General features: G+C 69.2%; 15 protein-coding genes and 3 pseudogenes. 9 read left to right on the forward strand and 9 right to left on the reverse strand.

All coding sequences use genetic code 11. From position 1 onward, the window contains the following. Positions 1–271: 271 nt before the first annotated feature. On the forward strand, positions 272–1,480 hold the full coding sequence (locus BAW75_RS15285; protein ID WP_167435572.1) for a hypothetical protein: 1,209 nt from the start codon (positions 272–274) through the stop codon (positions 1,478–1,480). 155 nt (positions 1,481–1,635) lie between these two features. Here BAW75_RS15285 and BAW75_RS15290 read toward each other — a convergent pair whose 3' ends face one another. The 3 genes from BAW75_RS15290 to BAW75_RS15300 form a co-directional block, all read right to left on the reverse strand. Then, positions 1,636–3,324 (reverse strand): S8 family serine peptidase, encoded by a 1,689-nt coding sequence (locus tag BAW75_RS15290; protein WP_064446854.1) that lies wholly within the window; start codon positions 3,322–3,324, stop codon positions 1,636–1,638. Positions 3,325–3,412: 88 nt separating this feature from the next. Beyond that, positions 3,413–4,111 (reverse strand): HAD family hydrolase, encoded by a 699-nt coding sequence (locus BAW75_RS15295; RefSeq protein ID WP_104113976.1) that lies wholly within the window; start codon positions 4,109–4,111, stop codon positions 3,413–3,415. Beyond that, a complete protein-coding gene (locus BAW75_RS15300) occupies positions 4,108–5,064 on the reverse strand; it encodes an EamA family transporter (RefSeq protein WP_104113977.1) in 957 nt (318 codons plus the stop codon). Before BAW75_RS15300 ends, BAW75_RS15295 begins: the two co-directional genes overlap by 4 nt. Positions 5,065–5,136: 72 nt before the next feature. Here BAW75_RS15300 and BAW75_RS15305 point away from each other — a divergent pair, with 72 nt between their 5' ends. Next, the gene (locus BAW75_RS15305; protein WP_069089593.1) at positions 5,137–5,682 is read left to right on the forward strand and encodes a CGNR zinc finger domain-containing protein; all 546 of its coding nucleotides are present in this window, start codon (positions 5,137–5,139) and stop codon (positions 5,680–5,682) included. On the opposite strand, the gene BAW75_RS15310 is transcribed toward BAW75_RS15305, so the two are convergent. From BAW75_RS15310 to BAW75_RS15320, 3 genes and pseudogenes are all read right to left on the reverse strand, one after another. Next, positions 5,649–6,245, reverse strand: a complete 597-nt coding sequence (locus BAW75_RS15310; RefSeq protein ID WP_104113978.1) for a GNAT family N-acetyltransferase — start codon at positions 6,243–6,245, stop codon at positions 5,649–5,651. The two genes, BAW75_RS15305 and BAW75_RS15310, sit on opposite strands and share 34 nt — an antisense overlap. A gap of 55 nt (positions 6,246–6,300) precedes the next feature. Continuing rightward, positions 6,301–7,710 (reverse strand): class II fumarate hydratase, encoded by a 1,410-nt coding sequence (locus BAW75_RS15315; RefSeq protein WP_176722885.1) that lies wholly within the window; start codon positions 7,708–7,710, stop codon positions 6,301–6,303. 44 nt (positions 7,711–7,754) lie between these two features. Beyond that, a pseudogene (locus BAW75_RS15320) lies at positions 7,755–9,842 on the reverse strand (ATP-binding protein); the annotation flags it as partial. 30 nt (positions 9,843–9,872) lie between these two features. Here BAW75_RS15320 and BAW75_RS15325 point away from each other — a divergent pair. Continuing rightward, positions 9,873–11,474 (forward strand): recombinase family protein, encoded by a 1,602-nt coding sequence (locus tag BAW75_RS15325; protein WP_244206127.1) that lies wholly within the window; start codon positions 9,873–9,875, stop codon positions 11,472–11,474. Positions 11,475–11,540: 66 nt separating this feature from the next. Beyond that, positions 11,541–12,156: pseudogene (locus tag BAW75_RS32915) on the forward strand (transposase); the annotation flags it as partial. 341 nt (positions 12,157–12,497) lie between these two features. Here BAW75_RS32915 and BAW75_RS15335 read toward each other — a convergent pair. Then, complete coding sequence (locus BAW75_RS15335) at positions 12,498–13,181, reverse strand: BON domain-containing protein (RefSeq protein WP_104113980.1); 684 nt, start codon at positions 13,179–13,181, stop codon at positions 12,498–12,500. A gap of 237 nt (positions 13,182–13,418) precedes the next feature. On the opposite strand from BAW75_RS15335, the gene BAW75_RS15340 reads away from it, so the two are divergent. The 5 genes and pseudogenes from BAW75_RS15340 to BAW75_RS33480 all read left to right on the forward strand — a co-directional run bounded on the left by BAW75_RS15340 (position 13,419) and on the right by BAW75_RS33480 (position 18,929). Continuing rightward, complete coding sequence (locus BAW75_RS15340; RefSeq protein ID WP_167435573.1) at positions 13,419–13,862, forward strand: SCP2 sterol-binding domain-containing protein; 444 nt, start codon at positions 13,419–13,421, stop codon at positions 13,860–13,862. Next, entirely contained in the window at positions 13,859–15,928 is a 2,070-nt protein-coding gene (locus tag BAW75_RS15345; RefSeq protein WP_104113982.1) for an amylo-alpha-1,6-glucosidase, read from the forward strand. Before BAW75_RS15340 ends, BAW75_RS15345 begins: the two co-directional genes overlap by 4 nt. Positions 15,929–15,975: 47 nt before the next feature. Next, the gene (locus tag BAW75_RS15350) at positions 15,976–16,482 is read left to right on the forward strand and encodes a YciE/YciF ferroxidase family protein (RefSeq protein WP_167435574.1); all 507 of its coding nucleotides are present in this window, start codon (positions 15,976–15,978) and stop codon (positions 16,480–16,482) included. A 489-nt stretch (positions 16,483–16,971) separates the two neighbouring features. After that, positions 16,972–17,619: pseudogene (locus BAW75_RS15355) on the forward strand (ISL3 family transposase); the annotation flags it as partial. A 389-nt stretch (positions 17,620–18,008) separates the two neighbouring features. Then, complete coding sequence (locus tag BAW75_RS33480) at positions 18,009–18,929, forward strand: hypothetical protein (protein WP_420915007.1); 921 nt, start codon at positions 18,009–18,011, stop codon at positions 18,927–18,929. 111 nt (positions 18,930–19,040) lie between these two features. Here the strand turns inward: BAW75_RS33480 and BAW75_RS15370 are convergent, their stop codons facing one another. Beyond that, positions 19,041–19,469, reverse strand: a complete 429-nt coding sequence (locus BAW75_RS15370; RefSeq protein ID WP_104113986.1) for a CBS domain-containing protein — start codon at positions 19,467–19,469, stop codon at positions 19,041–19,043. Positions 19,470–19,681: 212 nt separating this feature from the next. Further along, positions 19,682–20,013, reverse strand: a 332-nt coding sequence (locus tag BAW75_RS32615; protein ID WP_208635255.1) for a hypothetical protein, incomplete at its 5' end; no start/stop codon positions are given.

The following is a 20,013-nucleotide window of genomic DNA, read 5'->3' on the forward strand; positions in this document are numbered from 1 at the left end:
CTCCGGACATCCTTACGCCATCAGGCCAAGTGGCCGCGTCAGCGCGGTTGAACAGTCCCTCCCACACACCCCCACGCCGGCTCGGCGAGGTGGCTGCATCAAGGCGGCCGGATACCACCACCTCCCCGAAATGGAGTCGATCAAGCCCAGGTCGAGGCCATACCACACGGACAAGGGCGCGCGGGGATTATCCACAGGGCGCGAAGGGCGGCACGGCCCCGACTGTCCACAGGGGTACCGATCTCGAACCGTGCGCCGCCACGCTCGTCACATGCCACCTCATCCTCATCGCCCACCGGAGCTGGCCTGGCAGGTCTTCCGGGGCTCGGAAGCGATCCGGCGCGGGCTGCTGTCCCGGCACCATCTGCGGGGCGCGTCCTGGATCCGGCTCCGGCAGGACGTCTATGCCGACGCGCGGCTCGACCGCGACCATGCGCTGGCCTGCCGCGCGACGCTGCTGCGGATGCCACCCGGCGCGGCGATCGCCGGCCCTTCGGCGGCCTACCTGCACGGGGTCGAGCACGCCGCAGGCTTCACCGACGACGTGCACGTCCTGCTGCCGGCCACGGTCCGGGCCGACTCCCAGCCGGGTGTCCGGGTGCATCACACCCCGATGTCGAGCACCCGCAGCGGCCTCCTGGTCCCCGTCGGCGGCGCCGCACCCGCGCGCACGAGCCCACCCGACGGCACGAACCCATCCGCAGGCACCAACCCATCCGCCGACACGAGCCCACCCGCAGGCACACGCCCACCCACCGGCACCAGGTCGCCCGTAGTAGCAGCACCGCCTGCGACGGGCCGCCTCCCGGGCACACCGGGCCGGACCAGATCACCGGATCCGGCCCACCCCCACAACCGCCCCGGAACGCCCGGCACGGCCGACCCGCAGAACTCAGCCGCATCGAGCCCGTTCGCACAGTCGTCCCCCGGCACGGTGATGATCCTGGCCGGGCCGCCGCCACGCACCGAGCCGGCCGCCTGTGCCTGGGAGACAGCGGTCTGGGCCGATCCGGTGAAGGCGGTCGGCATCATCGACGGGCTGCTGCGTACCGGTTCGGTGAACCGGTCGGCGCTGGCGAGCGAGGCGGCCCGGAACGCCTGCCGCCCCGGTGGGCGGCGGGCGGCGTGGGTGTTCGGCCTGACCGACGGGCTGGCCCAGTCCCCGCCCGAGTCCCACCTGCGGGTCCGTCTCGCCCTCGCCGGCCTGCCCCGCGCGGTGGCCCAGTATCCGGTGCGGGTGTCGACCGGCCTGATCCTGCACCCCGACCTGGCCTGGCCGGAGTTCCGGGTCGCGGTCGAGTACGACGGTCAGTGGCACTCCGACGCGGACCGGATGCACCTCGACCGGCGGCGGCTCAACCAGCTCGTCGCGGCCGGCTGGCTGGTGCTGCACGTGACCGGCCGCCGTCTGCACAAGGAGTTCCCCGCCCTGGTCCGGGAGATCCGCGCCGCCCTGGTGGCCCGAGGGTGGCGCCCGTGACACCGCCCGCCGCCCGACCAGCCGCCGTCACACCACCCGCCGCGCCACCAACCGCCGAGGCGCGGCGCGCCGCGCCCGCCGCCGTGCGGCACCCCGGAACGCCGAGGTGGCGGCGTCCGGGTGATCCGGACACCGCCACCTCGGGGAAACGGTCGTTACGGTCGTACGTTCGGCTTGACCGGGGTCTTCACCGCGGCGTAGGCGTCGACGATGCCGTAGCCGTAGAAGCCGTTGAAGTTCAGCGAGCCCGCGCAGTACGCGTCGAACTCGGCGCTCCGGCCCTCGTTGGTGTAGCTCTGCAGCCGCGGCTCCGGGCAGGCGTGCTCGGCCGCCGTCCGGTAGAGGTGCTGCTCGACCAGGTTCGGCGCCATGCCGTAGCCGTTGCGGCCCTCCTTCTTGCCGTGCTTGCTGACGATCAGCGCCGCCACGCCCGAGACGTGCGGGGACGCCATCGAGGTGCCCTGCAGGTAGGTGTAGTAGCCACACTCACCCTTCGCGGTGCACTGCTTGAACACCGAGTTCTCGAAGCCGGCGACGATGTTGCCGTTCTCGTCGACCGACCCCTCCTCCTGGAGCACCTTCTTCGGGTACGTGGAGAGAATCATGTTGGCGTCGGTGCGGTACGTGTCGGTGCCGAAGCCGTCCCGGAACCAGCCACCCGGCGCCGCCACCGAAATCTGCTCGGTGCCGTAGTTCGAGTAGTCGGACTTCTTGCCGGACGGCCCGACCGCCGACACGCCGATCACGTGCGGGCCCTCGACCGGCAGGTCCCAGCAGGTCGCGTTGTCGATCGGGCGCGGGTACGGGTCGGCGCCGTAGTCCGGGCTGCTCACGTCGGTGCGCGGCGCGCCCAGGTCCTCGTGGTTGTTGCCGAGCGAGCCGACGAGCGTGACGCCCTTGCGGTGCGCGAAGTTGAGCGCCCGCTTCATGGCCTCGATGACGGTGCGCTGCTCGGCCTGCGCCTCCGGCGAGTCGGCCGGGTTGGCGGTGCAGTTGTAGAGCCACGGGTCGACGTAGAAGGACATGTTGACCACGTCCAGGCCGGAGCGGCCCGCGTGCACCAGGGCGTTGACCACCGGGTTGAGGAAGAAGTAGCCGCTGTCCTGGCCACCCTTCAGCTCGACCAGGGAGACGTTCGGGGCCACGCCGGACAGGCCGAAGCCGTTGGCGGCGGCGCCGATGGTGCCGGCCACGTGGGTGCCGTGCCCGCCGTCGTCGGTGCCGACCGGGTCGAGGCAGCTGGCCACCTCGCACGGGCCGTCGACCTCGGGGATGTCCGGGGCGAAGTTGCGCGACAGTGCCCAGTTGAAGTTCGGTGCCAGGTCGGGCTGGCTGGCGTCGACGCCGGTGTCCAGGATGCCGACGGTCACCCGGCGGTCACCCGGCTCGATCTTGCGGGCCTTGTCGGCCCGGATCATGTCCAGACCCCAGAGCTTGTCGTCGAGCGGGTCCATCTTCTTGCCGTTGTTCTTGGCGGCCTTGCCCTTGGTCGCCGCGGCGGCCAGCAGGTGCTCCTGCTCGACCCGGTCCAGCTTCGGCTTGCGGCCGATCGCCTTCTCCTCGGCCGCGCCGACCAGGGCGCCGGCGGCGGTGGCCCGGCTGGCGAAGTCCGCCCGGTCGCTCGTGACCTGGAAGAGGCCGACATCGTCGGTGCGGGCGACGACAGTGCCGCCGGCGGCGGTGATCGCGGCGATCGCGGCGTCGGTGGACACACCGCTCTCGGCCAGCACGGTGAAGGTCCGGGTATCCGACGGCGCGGCGTTCGCCGGGATCCCCAGGCCGGTCACCGTGAGTGCCAGCGAGGCCGCAGCCGCGACCGCGCCGACGGTGAAGCGCTTGCTCACCACATCAGATCCTCTCGTTGAGGGACGTGGTGTCATCCCACATCACGGGAGCGGGTTCCGCCAGATCGACGTCCGTTATCGGCCGCAACTAGGCATTCGCGCTTGTCAAGGTGTTGAGCACCGTGGACAGTCCGGCGAGCGTGGACACTTCGGCGTCCGGCTCGAGGCCACGAGGCCGGGGCAGGCCGCCCCGGTTGAGCCAGACGGCACGCAGTCCGGCCCGCTGGGCGGCGACCACGTCGCGCTCCGGCGAGTCGCCCACGTGCACGATCCGCGCGGCGGGCAGTCCGGCGGCCGCCACCACGGCCGCGAAGAACTCCGGCGCCGGCTTCTTCGGCAGGCCGCCCTCGTGGGCGTACAACTCGAAGGCGAACTGCCCGGCGAGGCCGCAGCGTTCGGCGCGGCTGTTCCCGTTCGTGGCGAAGCCCAGCACGTGGTGCGGGCGCAGTGCCGCCAACGCGGGCAGCGCGTCGGGGAAGGGCCGGCTCAGCGCGTACCGGCGGGCGAAGAACAACTCCGCCAACTCGTCCAGCTCCGTCTCCAGCCCGGCCCGGGCCAGCGAGCGGGCCAGCGCGGCCCGCCGGATCTCCTGCACCGGGGCGGCGCTGAGCGCGCCGAAGACCGCACCCCAGTCCTCCTCCAGGTCCGCGAGCGACACCGCGGCCGCCGCCGGGGTCCGCCGCCGCATCTCCTCCAGTACGGCGACGAGCGCGCCGGTGATCGCCGGGCGCAGGTCGACGAGTGTCTCGTCGGCGTCGAAGACGACAGCGCTGCGCGGCCCGCTCACCGGTCGCCTGCCAGCACCGGCTCGGCGGACGTGGACGCCGAAGGTGTGCCGCGCAGTTCGTCCGCCCGGACCAGGGCGACGCCGCCGAGGATGAGCACCCCGCCGGCCAGCTGGATCAGGCTGGGCAGTTCGTCGAGCACCAGCCAGGCGATCAGCACCGCGAACATCACCTCGGTCAGCCCCACGAAGGAGGACAGCCGGGCCCCGAGCAGCACGGTGCCGGCGACCCCGGCCAGGTACGCGACCACGGCGGCGATCAGCGACAGCCCGGCGATCGGCACCAGCCAGCTCACCTGGTGCCCGGCGAAGGTGACGTCGGCGGTGCCGGCGGCGAGCGGCAGCGCGCCGATGCCGCCGAGCAGGAGCAGCACCAGCGCGCCGACAGCCATGCCGCCGCTGGCCATCACCACCGACGGCAGTTCGGCGTCGATCCGGCCGGCGATGACGAAGTATCCGGCCAGCCCGACGCCCGCGCCGAGACCCCACAGCACGCCCACCGGGTCCAGGCGGCCGGCTCCGGTGAGGTCGAGGACGAGCGCCAGCCCGCACAGGGCGGTGACCGAGCCGGCCACCGTCAGCGCTCGCGGGCGCTGCCCGTGGACCAGCCACATCCATCCGACCACCAGCACGATGCCGAGGTATTCCAGCAGCAGCGCCACACCGACCGGGAGGTAGCGGACCGCGTTGAAGAAGCACGCCTGCGCGGTGGCGACGCCGAGCAGCCCGAACAGCAGCACCGTGACGCCGTTGCGCCGCAGCACCGACCACTTGCCGCGCAGGGCCAGCAGGGCGGGCACGGCGAGCACCAGCGCGGCGATGCCGACCCGGGCGATCACCACCGCGACCGCCGACCACTCGCCGGTGATCAGCGGGCGGGCGAACGTGCCCGAGGTCGCGAACGTGATCGCGGAGAGCAGTGCCAGACCGAGCCCGACGCCGGATCGTTCACGCATCGACAGCTCCAGGTCATGAGTGAAGGACGGTTATGCTGATGACGCTAGGCGGAGCCCCTGACAGGAGTCAAGTTGCTTTTCGCTCATGACACCGAATGCGCGCTGGTCGGTGCCGCCGCACTGGTGAACACCGCCGACGGCGACCGGGAAGGGCTGCCCGACGTGGCCGCCCTGGACGCCTTCTTCACCACCCACGGGTGGAGCGGCCGGCACGAGCACACCGAAACCGAACTGCGCCAGGTCCGCGCGCTGCGGCCCCGGCTGCGCCGCATCTGGTACGCCGACACCGACGAGGTGGTGGCGATCGTCAACCGGCTGCTGCGCGAGTCGCACGCGCTGCCGCAACTCGTCCGGCACGACGACGAGCCGTACCACCTGCACGCGGTGCCGCGGGACGCGCCGCTGGCGACCCGGATGGCGGTCGAGGCCGCGATGGCGATGGCCGACCTGGTACGCATGGGCGAGCTGAGCCGGCTGCGGCACTGCGACCACCCCGACTGCGACAACGTGCTTGTCGACCTGTCCCGGAACCGCTCCCGCCGGTTCTGCGACGCCGGCTGCGGCAACCGGGCCGCGGTGAGCGCCTACCGGGCCCGCAGGGCGGCGTCCCAGTCCTGACGGGTCGCGGGCCAGTCCTCCCGGGACAGCTCGTACTCCACCTCGCCGTGCTCCGTACCCGGGATCGGGTCGTCGAACGAGAGGTGGAACGTGCGGACGTAGCGCAACCCGGCGCGGGCCATGACCGCCCGGGAGCGGTCGTTCACCGCCATCGTCTGCGCCCACACGCGGCGGACGCCGACCGTGTCGAACGCGTGCCGCACCAGCGCCCGCGCGCCCTCGGTGGCCAGCCCGTGCCCCCACGCCGCGCGGCGCAGCCGGTAGCCCAGCTCCGCCTCGGCGCCGTCGTCGGACGGGTCGAGCGAGTGCCAGCCGAGGAACTCGCCGGTGAACCGGTCGAGCGTCGCCCAGCGGCCGAGCCCGGGATGCCGGGTGTACTGCGCGAGCACCCGGGGCAGCACGTCGTCCCGGAATGTCGCGGCCGGGGTCGGCACGCCGCCGGTCAGGAAGCGCATGACCTCCGGGTCGGCGTCCAGCGCCACCAACCGGTCCACGTCGTCCATCGTGAACCGGCGCAGCGTCAGCCGCGCGGTCTCCAGCAGCACCCCGCCGTCGTCACGCACCGTCGGATCATGCCGCGCCCACGGTGACGGGTCGAGGCAATTACCGGCGCCGGTCTCAGGGGTGGGTCATCCGGAGCAGGTCCAGCGCCTCGTCCAGCTGGGTCTCGGTGAGCTTGCCCGAGTCGACGTGACCCCGGGAGATCACCACCTCGCGGATGGACACCTGCTTGGCCAGCGCCTCCTTCGCGATCGAGGCGGCCTCGTCGTACCCGAGGTGGCGGTTCAGCGGGGTGACGATCGACGGCGAGCCCTCCGCGTACGCCAGGCAGACCTCGGCGTCCGCGACCAGGCCGGCCACCAGCCGCTCGGCGAACAGCCGGCTGGACGCGGCGATCAGCTTGATCGACTCCAGCAGGTTGCGGCCCATCACCGGGAGCATCACGTTCAGCTCGAAGTCGCCCTGCGACCCGGCGAACGCCACCGCCGCGTCGTTGCCGACCACCTGGGCGCAGACCTGCCGCATCGCCTCGGCCACCACCGGGTTCACCTTGCCCGGCATGATCGACGAGCCGGGCTGGAGGTCGGGGATGCGCAGCTCACGCAGACCGGCGCGCGGGCCGGAACCCATCCAGCGCACGTCGTTGGCGATCTTGTAGAGACCGACCGCGACGGTACGGAGCTGGCCCGAGGTCTCCACCAGCGCGTCCCGGGCGCCCTGCGCCTCGAAGTGGTTGCGCGCCTCGGTCAACGGCAGCCCGGTCGACTCCCGCAGCTTGCCGATCACCCGCTCGGCGAACCCCAGCGGCGTGTTGATGCCGGTGCCCACGGCGGTGCCGCCCAGCGGCAGCTCGGCCAGCCGGGGCAACGCCGACTCCAGCCGCTCGACGCCGTAGCGGACCTGCGCCGCGTAGCCGCCGAACTCCTGCCCGAGCGTGACCGGCGTGGCGTCCATCAGGTGGGTACGCCCGGCCTTGACCACCGTCTCGAACTCGGCCGCCTTCTCCTCCAGCGCGCCCGCGAGCTGCTTCAACGACGGGATCAGGTCCTCCACCACGAACTGCGTGGCGGCCAGGTGGATCGAGGTGGGGAACACGTCGTTGCTGGACTGCGACGCGTTGACGTGGTCGTTCGGGTGCACGTCGCGGCCCAGCTCGCGGCTCGCGAGGGTGGCGATCACCTCGTTGGTGTTCATGTTGGACGACGTACCGGAGCCGGTCTGGAACACGTCCACCGGGAACTGGTCGTCGTAGCCGCCCTCGGCGACGTGCGCGGCGGCGGTGGCGATCGCCTGCGCCACGTCCGCGTCGATCACCCCCAGCTCACCGTTCACCAGTGCCGCCGCCCCCTTGATCTGCGCCAGGGCCTTGATCTGGGCCGGTTCCAGCCCGCGCCCCGAGATCGGGAAGTTCTGCACCGCGCGCTGGGTCTGCGCCCGCCACAGTGCCTCGGCGGGCACCTCCACCTCGCCCATCGAGTCGCGTTCGATCCGGTAGCCGGTCGCCTCTGGAGTCGTCACGCCTACCATCCTGCCGCGCCGCCGGTCGGAGTGCAGGGAAAGTGGCCGCCCCCTCAGCCCAGCTCGACCAGCAGCTTCTCGGTGTCCCGCTGGTCCGGCGTCTCGACCTGACGGAACAGCGCCAGCGCACGCCCGGCGTACCGGCGGGCCTGGTCGGGGTCGTCGTGGCGCAGGCATCGCGCGAGGCCGTCCAGGGCGCGGGCCTGCTCGTAGCGCAGGCCCAGCCGCTCGGCGTCGGCTAGCACCCGGCGGTGCAGGTCCAGCGCGCTGGCCACGTCACCCTGGTCGAAGATCGCCCGGGCCAGCAGGTTCCGGGAGGCGCACTGCCCGACCAGATCCCCGGCGTCGATCATGGCCACGAGGGCGTCCCGGTGCAGCGAGGCGGCCAGCTCCGGCCGGCCCTCCTCGCGCTCCATCATGCCCAGCTCGTTGAGCAGCTCGCCCTCGCCGTACCGGTTGCCCACCCGGCGCTTGAGCCTCAGGCCGACGCGCAGGAGCCGGCGCGCGGGCCCGTGCTCGCCGCGCCGGTGCCGCGCCATGCTGAGGTGCCCGATCGAGTTGCCGAGCTGCCGCAGGTCGCCGGCCTGCCGTGCGACAGCCATCTGGTTGCGGCACATCCGCACAGCCTCGTCGTACCGGCCGTGCGAGATCAGGGTGAACGAGAGGTTGTTCAGCAGGTTGGACAACCACGACGACTCGCCCGACCGGCGGGCGATCGCCGCGGACTCGGTCAGGAGTTCGATACCCCGCTGGTGCTGCCCGTCGACCGCGTACGCGGTGCCGAGGTTGCCCAGCACCTTGCGCAGCTCGCCCGGCCGGTCGAGCCTGCGGTAGATGCCGACCACCGCCTCCAGCCGCCGGATGGCCTCGGCGAACCGCGCCCGGCGGTAGTCCGCCGAGGCGAGATAGTTGAGCATCGTCGCAACGGCCTCCTCGTCGCCCAGGCGCTCGGCGGCCCGCAGACCGATCTGATGCGTCTCGATCAGGTCGTCCAGGCGACCGCCGTAGAAGTTGCTGACCCAGGCGACCCGGGCGAACTGCCAGCTCTGCCGGAGAAAACCCTCGTTCTCCGCCAGCCGGACGAGCGCCGTCAGGGTCGAGCGGTTCTCCTCCAACCATGCTCGGCCGAGGCCGACAGTGGCTGCCACCAGGTCGGGCCGCGCCGGCTCCGGCAGGTCGAACAGGGACGGCTCGGCGCCCGTCTCCAGCGACCGCCCGATGGACGCGGTGACCTGAAGATGGAAGTCGATGAGACGGCCCACCGCCGCCCGCCGCTCGTCGGCGGTCTCGCGTCCGGCGCCGAGCGTGCGCGCGTACTCGCGGATCAGGTCGTGCAGCTGGTAGCGGCCCGGTTCCACCTCCTCGACGAGGTGCGCGTCGACAAGTTCGTCGAGCGCGTCCTGCGCCTGCGGCAGCAGCAGGTCGGCGAGCGCGGCCGGCACCCGGTTGTCGACACACTGACCCGGGTGCAGGCCCAGCAGGCGGAAGACCCGCTGCGCGAGCGGCGACACCTGCTCGTACGACAACGCGAAGGCGCCGGCCACCGACCGCTCTCCCGCGACCAGCTCGGCCAGCGGGTCGGACGCGCCGGCCAGCCGCTCCGCCAGGTCGGCCACCCGCCACCGCGGCCGGTGCGCGAGCCGGGCCCCGGCCAGCCGCAGGGCCAGCGGAAGGTGTCCGCAGCGGCGGGCCACCTCCATCGCCGCCTCGGGCTCGGCGGCCACCCTCTCCGCGCCGGCCACGCGTTCCAGCAGCTCGACCGCCTCGTCGGCGTCGAGTACCGGCAGCGAGGACGGGCGGCCCGAGTCCAGGCCGATCAGGCGACGACGGCTGGTGATCAGTATCAGGCAGTCCGGACCGTTGGGCAGCAGCGGTGCGACCTGGCCGGCGTCGGCCGCGTTGTCGAGCACCACCACGGCCCGACGCCCGGCCAGCTCGGAACGCCACATCGCCAGCCGGTCCGTCGGGTCGGCCGGCACCCGTTCAGCCGGCACGCCGAGCTGCCGGAGCAGGGTGGCGGCGGCCACTGTCGTACTGAGCGGGCTGCGGTCGCTGTGCCCGTGCAGGTCGATGAAGAGCTGCGCGTCGGGGAACCGGCCGGCCACAGCGGTCGCCACCTGCACGGCCAGCGTGGTCTTGCCGGGGTCCGTTTTCTAGCACATAGTCGATGTATGGGCATGGTTGATCCTCCTGCTGTGGTAGCCGATCTTTACCTTCGCTTGTCTGACCTGCGGGTCGAGGACTTGAACAGCGATGGTGAGAGCAAGGGGCTCGTGGAGCACGAGCGGCTGTTGGTCGAGCGTGCGGGTCGTCTGGGGTGGGCGGTGGGTGAGGTGATCGTTGAGAACGACATGGTTAACGGCAAGCCGAAACCCGCGTCGGCGTTCAAGCGTAAGAAGGTGCGGTTGGCGGACGGGACGACGGTGTTGCGGGTGATCCGGCCGGGGTTCACTCGGTTGTTGGACCGGTTGCGGCATGGCCGGTCGCAGGCGGTGTTGGCGGTGGACCTGGACCGGACGGTGCGTGATCCCCGGGACTTGGAGGATCTGATCGACGTCGTTCAGGAGACGGGGGCCAACGCGCAGTCGCTGTCGGGTTCGTTGCGGTTCACCGATGGTGGGACGGACTCGGAGATCACTCTGGCGCGGGTGATGGTGACGATGGCGAACAAGGCCAGCCGGGACACCGCGCGTCGGGTGAGCGCGGCCCGCCTGCGGCAGGCGATCAACGGGGAGTGGGGTGGGGGGCGGCGGCCGTTCGGGTTCTGCGGCGGCCCGCCGCAGGTGGGCATCGGTGACCCGGCGGAGTATGTGTGCCGGTGGCACGGTGGCCGGGACTGCCTGGCGGGGATCACCCGGGTCGAGGCCGAGGCGGATGTGATCGCGGACTGCTCAGAGCGGTTGTTGGAGGGGGCCACGTTGCGGTCCCTCGCGGCCGAGTTGCGGGAGGGGGACGTGCCGACGGTGACGGGTGCGCCGTGGTCGGCGGAGGGATTGCGGGATATCCTGCTGCGTCCGCGAAACGCGGGGTTCATGGTGTACGACGGGAAGATCCTTCAGGGTGTGACGGCGCCGTGGAAGCCGATCATCGGCCCGGAGGTGTTCTTCGCCGTGCGCGACATGTTGACCGATCCGTCGCGGCGCAGCGGGCCCGGGGCGGCTCCGCGCTGGGTGGGCACGGGCATCTACCGGTGCGGGGTGTGCACACCACCCGGCACGGTGACGGGGCGGCCGGTGACGGTGCAGGTCACCCTCGGCGGGCGGGCGCCGCGCTACAAGTGCCGCCAGCACAACCACCTGACCCGTAACCAGGCGCATGTGGACGCGGCGGTGTTCGCGCACGTGGTGTACGCGTTGACGCACCCGCGCGCGTACGAGTTGCTGACCGACCCGGCCCCGGAGGTCGACGTGGAGGGGTTGCGGGCGCAGCGGGCGGCGATCGGGCAGCGGTTGAAGCGCATCCTCGCCGACGAGTTGCGGGGGTTGGAGACGCGGGAGTACGCGCGCGAGGCCCGGCGGGAGGCCGCCGCGATGATCGCCGAGATCGACGAGCAGTTACACGCGAACGTGGGCAGCGACCCGTTGGCGCCGTTGGTGAACGCCCCGGACCCGGTGAAGGCGTGGCGGGACGCGCCCCTGGCCGACAAGCGGGTCGTGATCGACCGGCTGATGACCGTCACGATCCTGCGCACCCAGCGCAAGGGACGCGGGTTCGACCCGGCCACGTTGCACATCGAACCCAAGCATACGCTCGGCACGCTGGCCCTCGCCTAGGAGACCCCTGAATAATGTGGCGTGCCGGTCCGCCGGGTCTGATCGGGTTTGATCGATAATTGGTGGGTGCAGGGTAGATCCGGTTCCGACCGCGAGTTGTGGGACACGGCGGCGCTGGTCGGGCATCTGTGCCGCCCGGGAGTGTGTACGCGTTCCTGGCCGAGCACCGTGGCGAGGTGTTCCCCGACGGGCTGTTCGCCGACTTGTTCCCCTCCGGGCGGGGGGCCGGCCCTCGGTGCCCGGCGAGGTGATCGCGTCGGTGCTGCTGCTGCAGACGCTGCAGGACCTGTCCGACACCGAAGCGATGCAGGCGTTGCGCTGTGACCTGCGCTGGAAGGTGGCCTGTGGTCTGCCCATCGACCACGAGGGCTTCCATCCCACGACGTTGACAGTGTGGCGTAACCGGCTACGCGCCTCGGACCGCCCGGAACGGATCTTCGAAGCGGTCCGAGCGGTGATCGCCAGACCGGGGTGTTGAAGGATAAGACCCGCCGGGCGTTGGACTCGGTAGTACTGGATGACGCGGTGGCCACCCAGGACACCAGCACCCAGCTGATCGCGGCGGTGCGGCGGGATACCCGCCGCTACGGCGGTGATCGCGCAACACTGTCACGCCCACGACTGGGACGACCCCGGCAAGCCGAGGATCGCCTGGGACGACAAGACGGCCCGCGACGCCCTAAGGTCCTCACCAGACCGTCCGCCCCGTCCGCCCCGTCCGCGACGCCGATGGCCAGACTGGCGAGGCCCAACAGCCGAGTCGTTGCCGCCGCCCACGTACGCGCCCGGATCGCCGGCAACGTGCTGCCGTCGCCCCGGCGTATGCTCAACCATGCCTGTGGCTTTCGTTGTGATCAGTTTGCTTCGACAACGAGATGATCACCAGGAGCCACGCATCCTCACGCCAGGGTCCACGCCGGACGGAGCGACGGCCTCAGCCGACCCCTAACCTTCTGTGAGCCGGTATGTGTGGCCGGACGGGTTGCATCTTCGATATGCAGCGGGGTGATCTGGCGCGTCGTGTCAGGCATCGGGCATGACAACGATCCGGTTCTCCACCGACGTCACACCCGGTGTCGACCAGGCAACTCGGGCGGCTTCTTCGCGTTCACTCCAGGATCGGACAACGCCGGCTAGGACGACCTTGTCGCCTTCGATGGTCACGCTTAGCCGTTCGCCCGGTGTGTCTACGGCACGGATGAGAGCCTCCTCGATCCTGTTGCGTGCCGCCGCTACGTCCACCTTCAACCGGGGCCGGATTGAGATCTGATTCGTGACTCCCCGTACTCCCGACAGGCGCTGCACCGCCCGCTTTGCGGAGCGCCGCTGATACTCCCACTCGACCTCTCCGCTGAGCGTCACCCAACCCTTGGTGACGGTGACGTGGATGTTCTGGCTCGGCACCAGGGCGTCCCACTCCAAGGCCCGTGTCGCTGCCGCTGCCAGATCCGCGTCGTTGCGTTCCGCTGCGGTAGGCAGACGGACTTCGAGGTCGTTGGCGACCGCCTTCACGCCCCGCACTCGATGTGCCGCCTCCTCGGCCGCCCACTTCTTTACGTATGAATCCACCCATCCCGTCAGGGTTACCACACCGTCCTTGGCGGACACACCGATCTCGTTTGGTTGGACGCGGGGGTCCCAGTGCATCTCGGCCAGCACGTCCCTTTGGAGTTGTTCGTCGGTGCGGGCCGTGGTCGTGGTGGTCATCGCGATCCTTCCAAGAGATCCGTTGGTCAGCTTCACCTTAACCCCGGGCATGCACGTGGTGGAGGCATGTCGGGGACGTCGCGCTAACGAGTGAATCGGCGCAGTTGTGAGGGACAAGAATCTGAAGACCTGCTATGAGGTCTGGGGCCTCCGCGTGCGTCACCGGGTTGCGAACCCGCCGCCCAGATTGAATCCCGTTTTCGGCCGTCGTTGACACATCGCACCTACGATATGGGCATGTCGCCGACGAGACAGGAGCTGACACGCGCGCGGGAGACGTTTTTCCGGTCGCTGTCGTCTCGTGCGGGGCACGTGCTTCCGGGCTGGGTCGCTGGTGTGGTGTTGATCAGTGTGGAGGACGGGGGCGGTGGGGAGTTCTGGCGTGTGGCGATGCGTGACCGGAACGTTGTCGTGGGCAAGGGCAGCGAGCCGGCCGATGCCACAGTCACGTTGTCGACTGGCCTGTTCCACGACCTGATCACGGGGAATGATCAGTTGATAGCCGCGATGCTGCGTAATGAGGCGACGGTGATGGGGAAAGTTGCACTGTTGTTGGTTTTTCGGCGGTTCTTTCCCTCCGCGCCCGGGTCGGGTGATCCGAGGGACCGGGTCGATGGCTGCCGTTGGCGGGAGCGGATGGATGAGACCGTCGCCCGGAGCCGGCCGGCGGAGCGAGCATGAAACCGCTGGTCAACATTCTTGACGGCAACACGTTTTTGGTCAGCGACCGGCAGGGGGATGTTGATCCCTCGCCTGCTTTTCCCACAGGACTGTTCTCCTATGACACCCGCTTTTTGTCTACTTGGCTGTTGACCATCGACGGCGGTCGGCTTACCGCGTTGTCGGTGGATGACCTGCAGTATTTCGAGAGCCGATTTTTCCTGGTGCCGGGTGAGCCGACCCATTACGTGAACACCGACATCTCGGTGATCCGTCACCGCACGATCGGTGGCAGCTTCGATGAAGATCTTGCGGTGCTCAACGAGGGAAACAAGCCAGCGAATCTGGTCGTCAGGGTCGAAATGGGCGCGGACTTCGCGGACCTGTTCGAGGTCAAGAACCCAACGCGGAAGGCGGCGCCGGTCACGGTCGCCGTCCGTGACGGCATGCTGTGTTTCACCTATCGTCGGGGCAACTTCGAACGGCAAACAGTGGTGTCCAGCAGCGTGGCCGGCGATGTCGATGAGCACGGCATGACCTTCCGGATTCAGGTTCCCGCACACGCCGAGTGGCGCACCCGGCTGCATGTGGCGACGAATATTCTGGGCGCACAGCAGCGCGACTTCCGGGACAGCCTGCGCCTGCACCGTCCCCGCTCCGCGGCGCAGATCTCCGAGGAGCTGGCCGGATGGCTGGACAGGACGCCACGGCTAGTCAGCGACAGCGAGACGCTCACATCGACCTACCGGCGCAGCCTGACCGATCTTGCAGCGCTGCGGTACACCTCGGTCAGCACCGCCACTCACCTGGTCGCCGCTGGTCTGCCGTGGTTCATGACCCTGTTCGGCCGCGACAGCCTGTTCACCTGTCTGCAGTCTCTGCCCTTCCTGCCACATCTCACACCGCCGATCATCACCGCGCTGGCGCTGGCCCAAGGGTCTCGCTTCGATGACTTTCGCGATGAGGAGCCTGGCAAGATTCTGCACGAACTGCGCTACGGAGAATCAGCCGGCTTCGGGGAACAACCGCATTCTCCCTACTTCGGTTCCGCCGACTCAACCATGCTGTTCGTGATTCTTCTCGACGAGTACCACCGATGGACCGGCGACGACTCGCTTCCGAAACGGTTCGAGATGGAGGCCCGGGCCGCACTCGACTGGATCGACACCTACGGCGATCTGCTCGGCACCGGATATGTGTGGTACCAGACACGCAACCCCGAGACGGGATTGCAGAACCAGTGCTGGAAGGACTCGTGGGACTCGATCTCCTATGCCGACGGCCGGCTGCCCGGCTTTCCGAGAGCCACCTGCGAGTTGCAGGGCTACGCCTACGACGCGAAGAAGCGGGGCGCCCGGCTCGCTCGACTGCTGTGGGACGACCCGACCTACGCGCATCGGCTGGAGCAGGAGGCGGCCGATCTCAAGGACCGGTTCAACCGGGACTTCTGGGTCGGCGACGGCCGGTTCTACGCCTTGGCACTGGACGCCGAGGGCGGGCAGGTGGACGCCCTGTCATCCAACATCGGGCACCTGCTTTGGAGCGGCATTGTCGACCAACGGCGCGCCGCCGACGTCGTCGGCCACCTACTCGGAGCACGGCTCTTCTCCGGCTGGGGGATCCGCTCGCTCGCCACCGGAAACGGCCGCTACAACCCGCTGGGATATCACGTGGGGACGGTGTGGCCGTTCGACAACTCGATCATCGCTTGGGGCCTCTGGCGGTACGGGTTCCGGGAGGAAGCCAGCATCATCTGCAAAGCGCTGTTCGACGCCGCGCGATACTTCGACGGCCGCCTTCCAGAAGCATTCGCTGGATACGATCGGAAGCGAACAAAGTATCCCGTAGAATACCCAACGGCGTGCAGCCCACAGGCATGGTCCGCAGGGACGCCGCTGCTCCTAATCCGGGTGATGCTCGGACTGCAACCTCACGGCAACCACCTCGTCGTCGACCCCGCGCTTCCTGACAGCATCAGACGCATCGAACTACTAGACATTCCCGGCCGGTGGGGAGTCGTGGACGCCCTCGGCCGACGACGACCGGACACCAACCACAACGAACGAGACAGCGCCTCTCGCAGTTGATTGACTGACGAATCACTCAGAGTATCCGCCAAAGGATGGTGAACGGAATGAAGTCAGCCAACGAGGTATTCCTCTTTGAACTCGCGGCCATGCAGGACATTGAACGCGAAGCGCGTTCAATTCTGGGACTCCTCATCGGCGCCCGCGTCCACAACGACACACTCAAACGCATAATCGAGGACATGGCCAGCGCCAGCAACCAACACCTCGAAAGAATCGACAGCTGCCTGCGACACCTCGGCACAGCACCCCTGCAAACCCGATCCGCACCCATTCGTGGAGTTCAGGAAGACTTCCAAGACTTTCTCAGGGCCCCCCACAATGACGCAGTCCGCGACTTGTTCGCCCTCAACACCGCTCAACGCATCACCAAACTCGCCATCGCCGGCTACGAACACCTCACCGACTGGGCGACCATCATCGGAGCCGTCACCTGCACGCAGTGCCTCCTCAAGAACCTCGTCGAAAAGACAGAGACCTCACAACAACTGAGAAAGCTCAACCAAACCCTCAGCGAACAGCTGCTCACCACCGCGGCGCCGGCAAAATCGTGAACGGGACCGTAAACTAATGGCCCCGACGGGATGGAGGCTATCAATCCCCTGAAAACGTGGAGTCTCGGCTATGCGGCTAAAGCCCCAGAGTTCGCGCCGTTAATCGCGCGCCGTCGGCGGCCGTGGCAGGCGGAGTGCTGGCGACGCCGGTTGTAAAAGTCGGTGATCCAGGGTGGCGATCTTGAGGCGTGCCCGACTCTTATCAAAAATTAGCCTCAGCCCTTCGTTAACGGCTGTCCCAGGGCTGGGCTGGAAACGCAGAAGTGCCTTCTGATCTGGGAAAATAGGGCTTGTCGAGAGTCCTGATCATCCCGCGTTACGGAAGGCACCTGCAGAGTAAAGGTGGTACCCCAACAAACACGGGCTCTGTCGCTGATCTTGTGACGGCAAGTAGCGAGCGCCAAGATCCTCTCGGTGCAGTCCACATTGCTCAAGGTCCTCCCGCATCTGTCTGGCGTCGTCATCGAGGCGATCGAGCGATCGGCCGCGATGATCGTGCTGAGGGCGCGGCCGAGGGCACATGGGAGTCGTTGTCCGCAGTGCAGCACGACCTCGGTGCGTACGCATGGCACGTATCGGCGTCGGCTTGCCGACGCCGCGCTCGGTGGCTGCACCGTGGCGATCGATCTGTTGGTCCGGCGCTTCAAATGCGTGTCTCAGGTGTGTCCGGCGGTGACGTTCGTCGAGCAGGTGTCAGGTCTGACCCAGCCGCACGGACGGCGGACGCCGGTGCTGCAGCAGCAGCTGGCGCAGGTCGCGGTCTCTCTCGCGGCCCGGCCAGCGGCTCGCCTCGCTCGACGGCTGGGGCTGCCGGTCGCCAAAGACACCCTGCTGCGGCTGGTGCGTGCGTTGCCGGAGCCGCCCGTCGGTGACGTGCGCGTCGTCGGTGTCGACGACTTCGCGCTGCGCCGGCGTCACATGTACGCCACGATCATCGTGGACCTGGAAACCCGTCGTCCGGTCGAGGTACTTGAGGGACGCGAAGCCGGGCCGGTCACGGCGTGGCTGGCAGAACACCCCGACATCGACGTGGTGTGCCGCGACCGCGGCCGGGCCTATGCCGAGGCCGCCCGAGCCGGTGCCCCGCAAGCAGTGCAGGTCGCCGACCGGTGGCACCTGTGGCACAACCTGTGCCAAGCGGTGGACTGATTCGACCAGGTTGTTTCGGTACCAGCGCACCAACTTGTCTTGGCCCCACCTGCGGGATTCCAACTTCTCCTGGCCCCACACGAACGTCGATGCGTCGGGGCGTACCAACCTGCGAGGGTCCACCTTCGCGCCGACCGGCGGCAGGTCGGACTTGCTGCCGCGCCGCTGCCGCTCCTCGGCGCGTGGACGCGCCTGCGGTGCGGGTCGGCTTGCCACCGAGCCATGCGACGCGGCAAGCGCTGGTCGAGCTGGCCGGCTGGCCGCGGCCGGGACACTCGGCGAGGTGGGGCCAGAACAACTTGCCAAGAGGTGTCCATCGATACCACTGGTCCCAGAAGAAGTTCGAACGGTGGGGCCAGAACAGGCTCGTACGAACAGTGGACAAAACCGTCGCCGCGCACCACGGCTGCATCAAGGCAGCCTTCACCCCGACGCAGCCACCGGCGCAGACTCCGGCGCCGCCACTACCAGACGCGCACCTTGATGTCCGGGGCCGACCCCGCGTCCTGGCGGCTCGAACCGCCGAGCGATACCAGGCGGTGCAGGAACTCGTGGCGGCCGGCCGTTCGCTGCGAGGCATCAGCCGCGACCTTCAACTGGACTACTACGCGGTACGTCGCTACGCCCGCGCCACGAGCCTCGACGAGCTCATCGCGCCAGCAGTCCATCGCCGCTCCGTACTCGATGCGTTCAAGCCCTACATCTACGAGCGGTTCACCGAAGGCCAGCGCAACGCCGTGCAGCTGTATCGAGAAGTCCGCCAGCAGGGCTACAGCGGTAGCGCCAGTACCGTCAATCTCTACGTTCACCTGCTCAAACGAGGCGTGACCGCCCCACCTGCACCGCGTCCGATCCCGGCTCCCCGCTCCGCGGCGACCCTGCTGCTCACCCATCCCGACCGGCTACCACCCGAGCAGACCGGCAACCTGCACGATGTCCAAGCGGCATGCCCGCACCTGACCGCCGCCGGCCAGCATGTGCGCGCCTTCGCCAAGATGTTGACCAACCTCACCGGCCAACAACATCTATCCGAGTGGATCGACAGCCAGCGTTCGCGCCGACGACCTGCCCCACCTGCGGCAGTTCGCCGACGGACTCCGAACCGACTACGACGCCGTCCTCGCCGGCCTCTCCACACCGTGGAGATCCGGCCAGGTCGAAGGACAGAACACCCGGGCCAAGCTGGCCAAACGCCTCGGCTGCGGCCGCGCGAACTTCGACCTGCTCCGCAAACGGATCCTGCTTCAAGCGTGAGACATCGTCACAAGATCAGCGACAGAGCCTTCGGCTGTACGTAGCTCTGCGCTCCCGGCCGTACCCCCGACAGCGACCAGCAGTGACAGCTCACGGACCAACTACTCCCATGCGGCCGGTTCCAGCGGCACACGCGACTGCCCGCCGCGTGGCGGCTACAAGTTCGGCGGTGCCGAGTAGATCCGGTCCGTGTACTGGGCCACCTTGTGTTCCCCCAGGTGTGTGGCGAGGTCCGCCTCACTGATCATCCCGACTAGGCGGCGGTTCTCTATCACCGGCAGCCGCCGGATCTGGTGCTGCTCCATCAGCCGTAGCACCTCGTCCTCGGTGGCCTGGGCGTCGACCCAGACTGGCGTGCCCTGAGCTAGTTCACGTGCCGTGGTGGTACGCGGGTCGCCCCCCTCGGCGATGCACCGGATGACGATGTCCCGATCGGTGACGATGCCGTGCAGGCGCTGGTCGTTACCGCAGATCGGCAGAGATCCGACCCGCATGTCTCGCATCTTCCGCGCGGCCACCTCCAGAGTCTCGTCCTCGCCGATGCACTCCGCGCCGCGGTGCATGATGTCTCCGGCCTTGGCCATCTCTGTCCTCCTGGTCGCCGAACTTGGAGACTGTAAATGTCGGCGGCGCCGCGTAGCGCGCACCAGCGACGGCAGTTCATCCCCGTACCCGGGCCGATCAAACGGCCGGCTGCACATCACCGAGCTGGACAAGCCGCCCATTTTGCCTGCTGCGGTTCCTTTCGTAGCTGAGTGCAGGACGGGGGCACCCCCTTCTTCTGTATGGCTGGCACTCAGCCTGCTGGTGGCCGTTGTCGACGTCGGCCGAGCAGCGCGGCCACCGTGGCGCGTTGCGCGTCGCTCAGCGGCGGCCACCGGTCCACGTTCGCCCTCACGTGGGCCATCAGCGCCTCGTCGCGCAGTACGGCCCGCAGCGCCGCCAGTTCGGGGTCGTCGGTGTCGCGGGGCGCGGCGATGGCGGCGAGGCGTGCCCGCATCAGCGCCCGCACCTCCGGCGACCCAGTGGTGGGTTGCTCGGTGGCCGGTCGCGGGTGGTCGGTGTCTGTGGGTGGGGCGGGTCGGGGTGTGATCCGGGCTGTCGCCCGGATCACACCCCGACCCGCCC

The organism is Micromonospora chalcea, from assembly GCF_002926165.1.
Lineage (GTDB): Bacteria > Actinomycetota > Actinomycetes > Mycobacteriales > Micromonosporaceae > Micromonospora > Micromonospora chalcea.

Coding starts and splice junctions, on each gene's coding strand:
- BAW75_RS15285 (WP_167435572.1), top strand. CDS start 272: ATGCCACCTCATCCTCATCGCCCACCGGAGCTGGCCTGGCAGGTCTTC.
- BAW75_RS15340 (WP_167435573.1), top strand. CDS start 13,419: ATGTCGCCGACGAGACAGGAGCTGACACGCGCGCGGGAGACGTTTTTC.
- BAW75_RS15370 (WP_104113986.1), bottom strand. CDS start 19,469: ATGGCCAAGGCCGGAGACATCATGCACCGCGGCGCGGAGTGCATCGGC.
- BAW75_RS15335 (WP_104113980.1), bottom strand. CDS start 13,181: ATGACCACCACGACCACGGCCCGCACCGACGAACAACTCCAAAGGGAC.
- BAW75_RS15345 (WP_104113982.1), top strand. CDS start 13,859: ATGAAACCGCTGGTCAACATTCTTGACGGCAACACGTTTTTGGTCAGC.
- BAW75_RS15325 (WP_244206127.1), top strand. CDS start 9,873: ATGGGCATGGTTGATCCTCCTGCTGTGGTAGCCGATCTTTACCTTCGC.
- BAW75_RS15315 (WP_176722885.1), bottom strand. CDS start 7,710: ATGGTAGGCGTGACGACTCCAGAGGCGACCGGCTACCGGATCGAACGC.
- BAW75_RS15350 (WP_167435574.1), top strand. CDS start 15,976: ATGAAGTCAGCCAACGAGGTATTCCTCTTTGAACTCGCGGCCATGCAG.
- BAW75_RS15300 (WP_104113977.1), bottom strand. CDS start 5,064: ATGCGTGAACGATCCGGCGTCGGGCTCGGTCTGGCACTGCTCTCCGCG.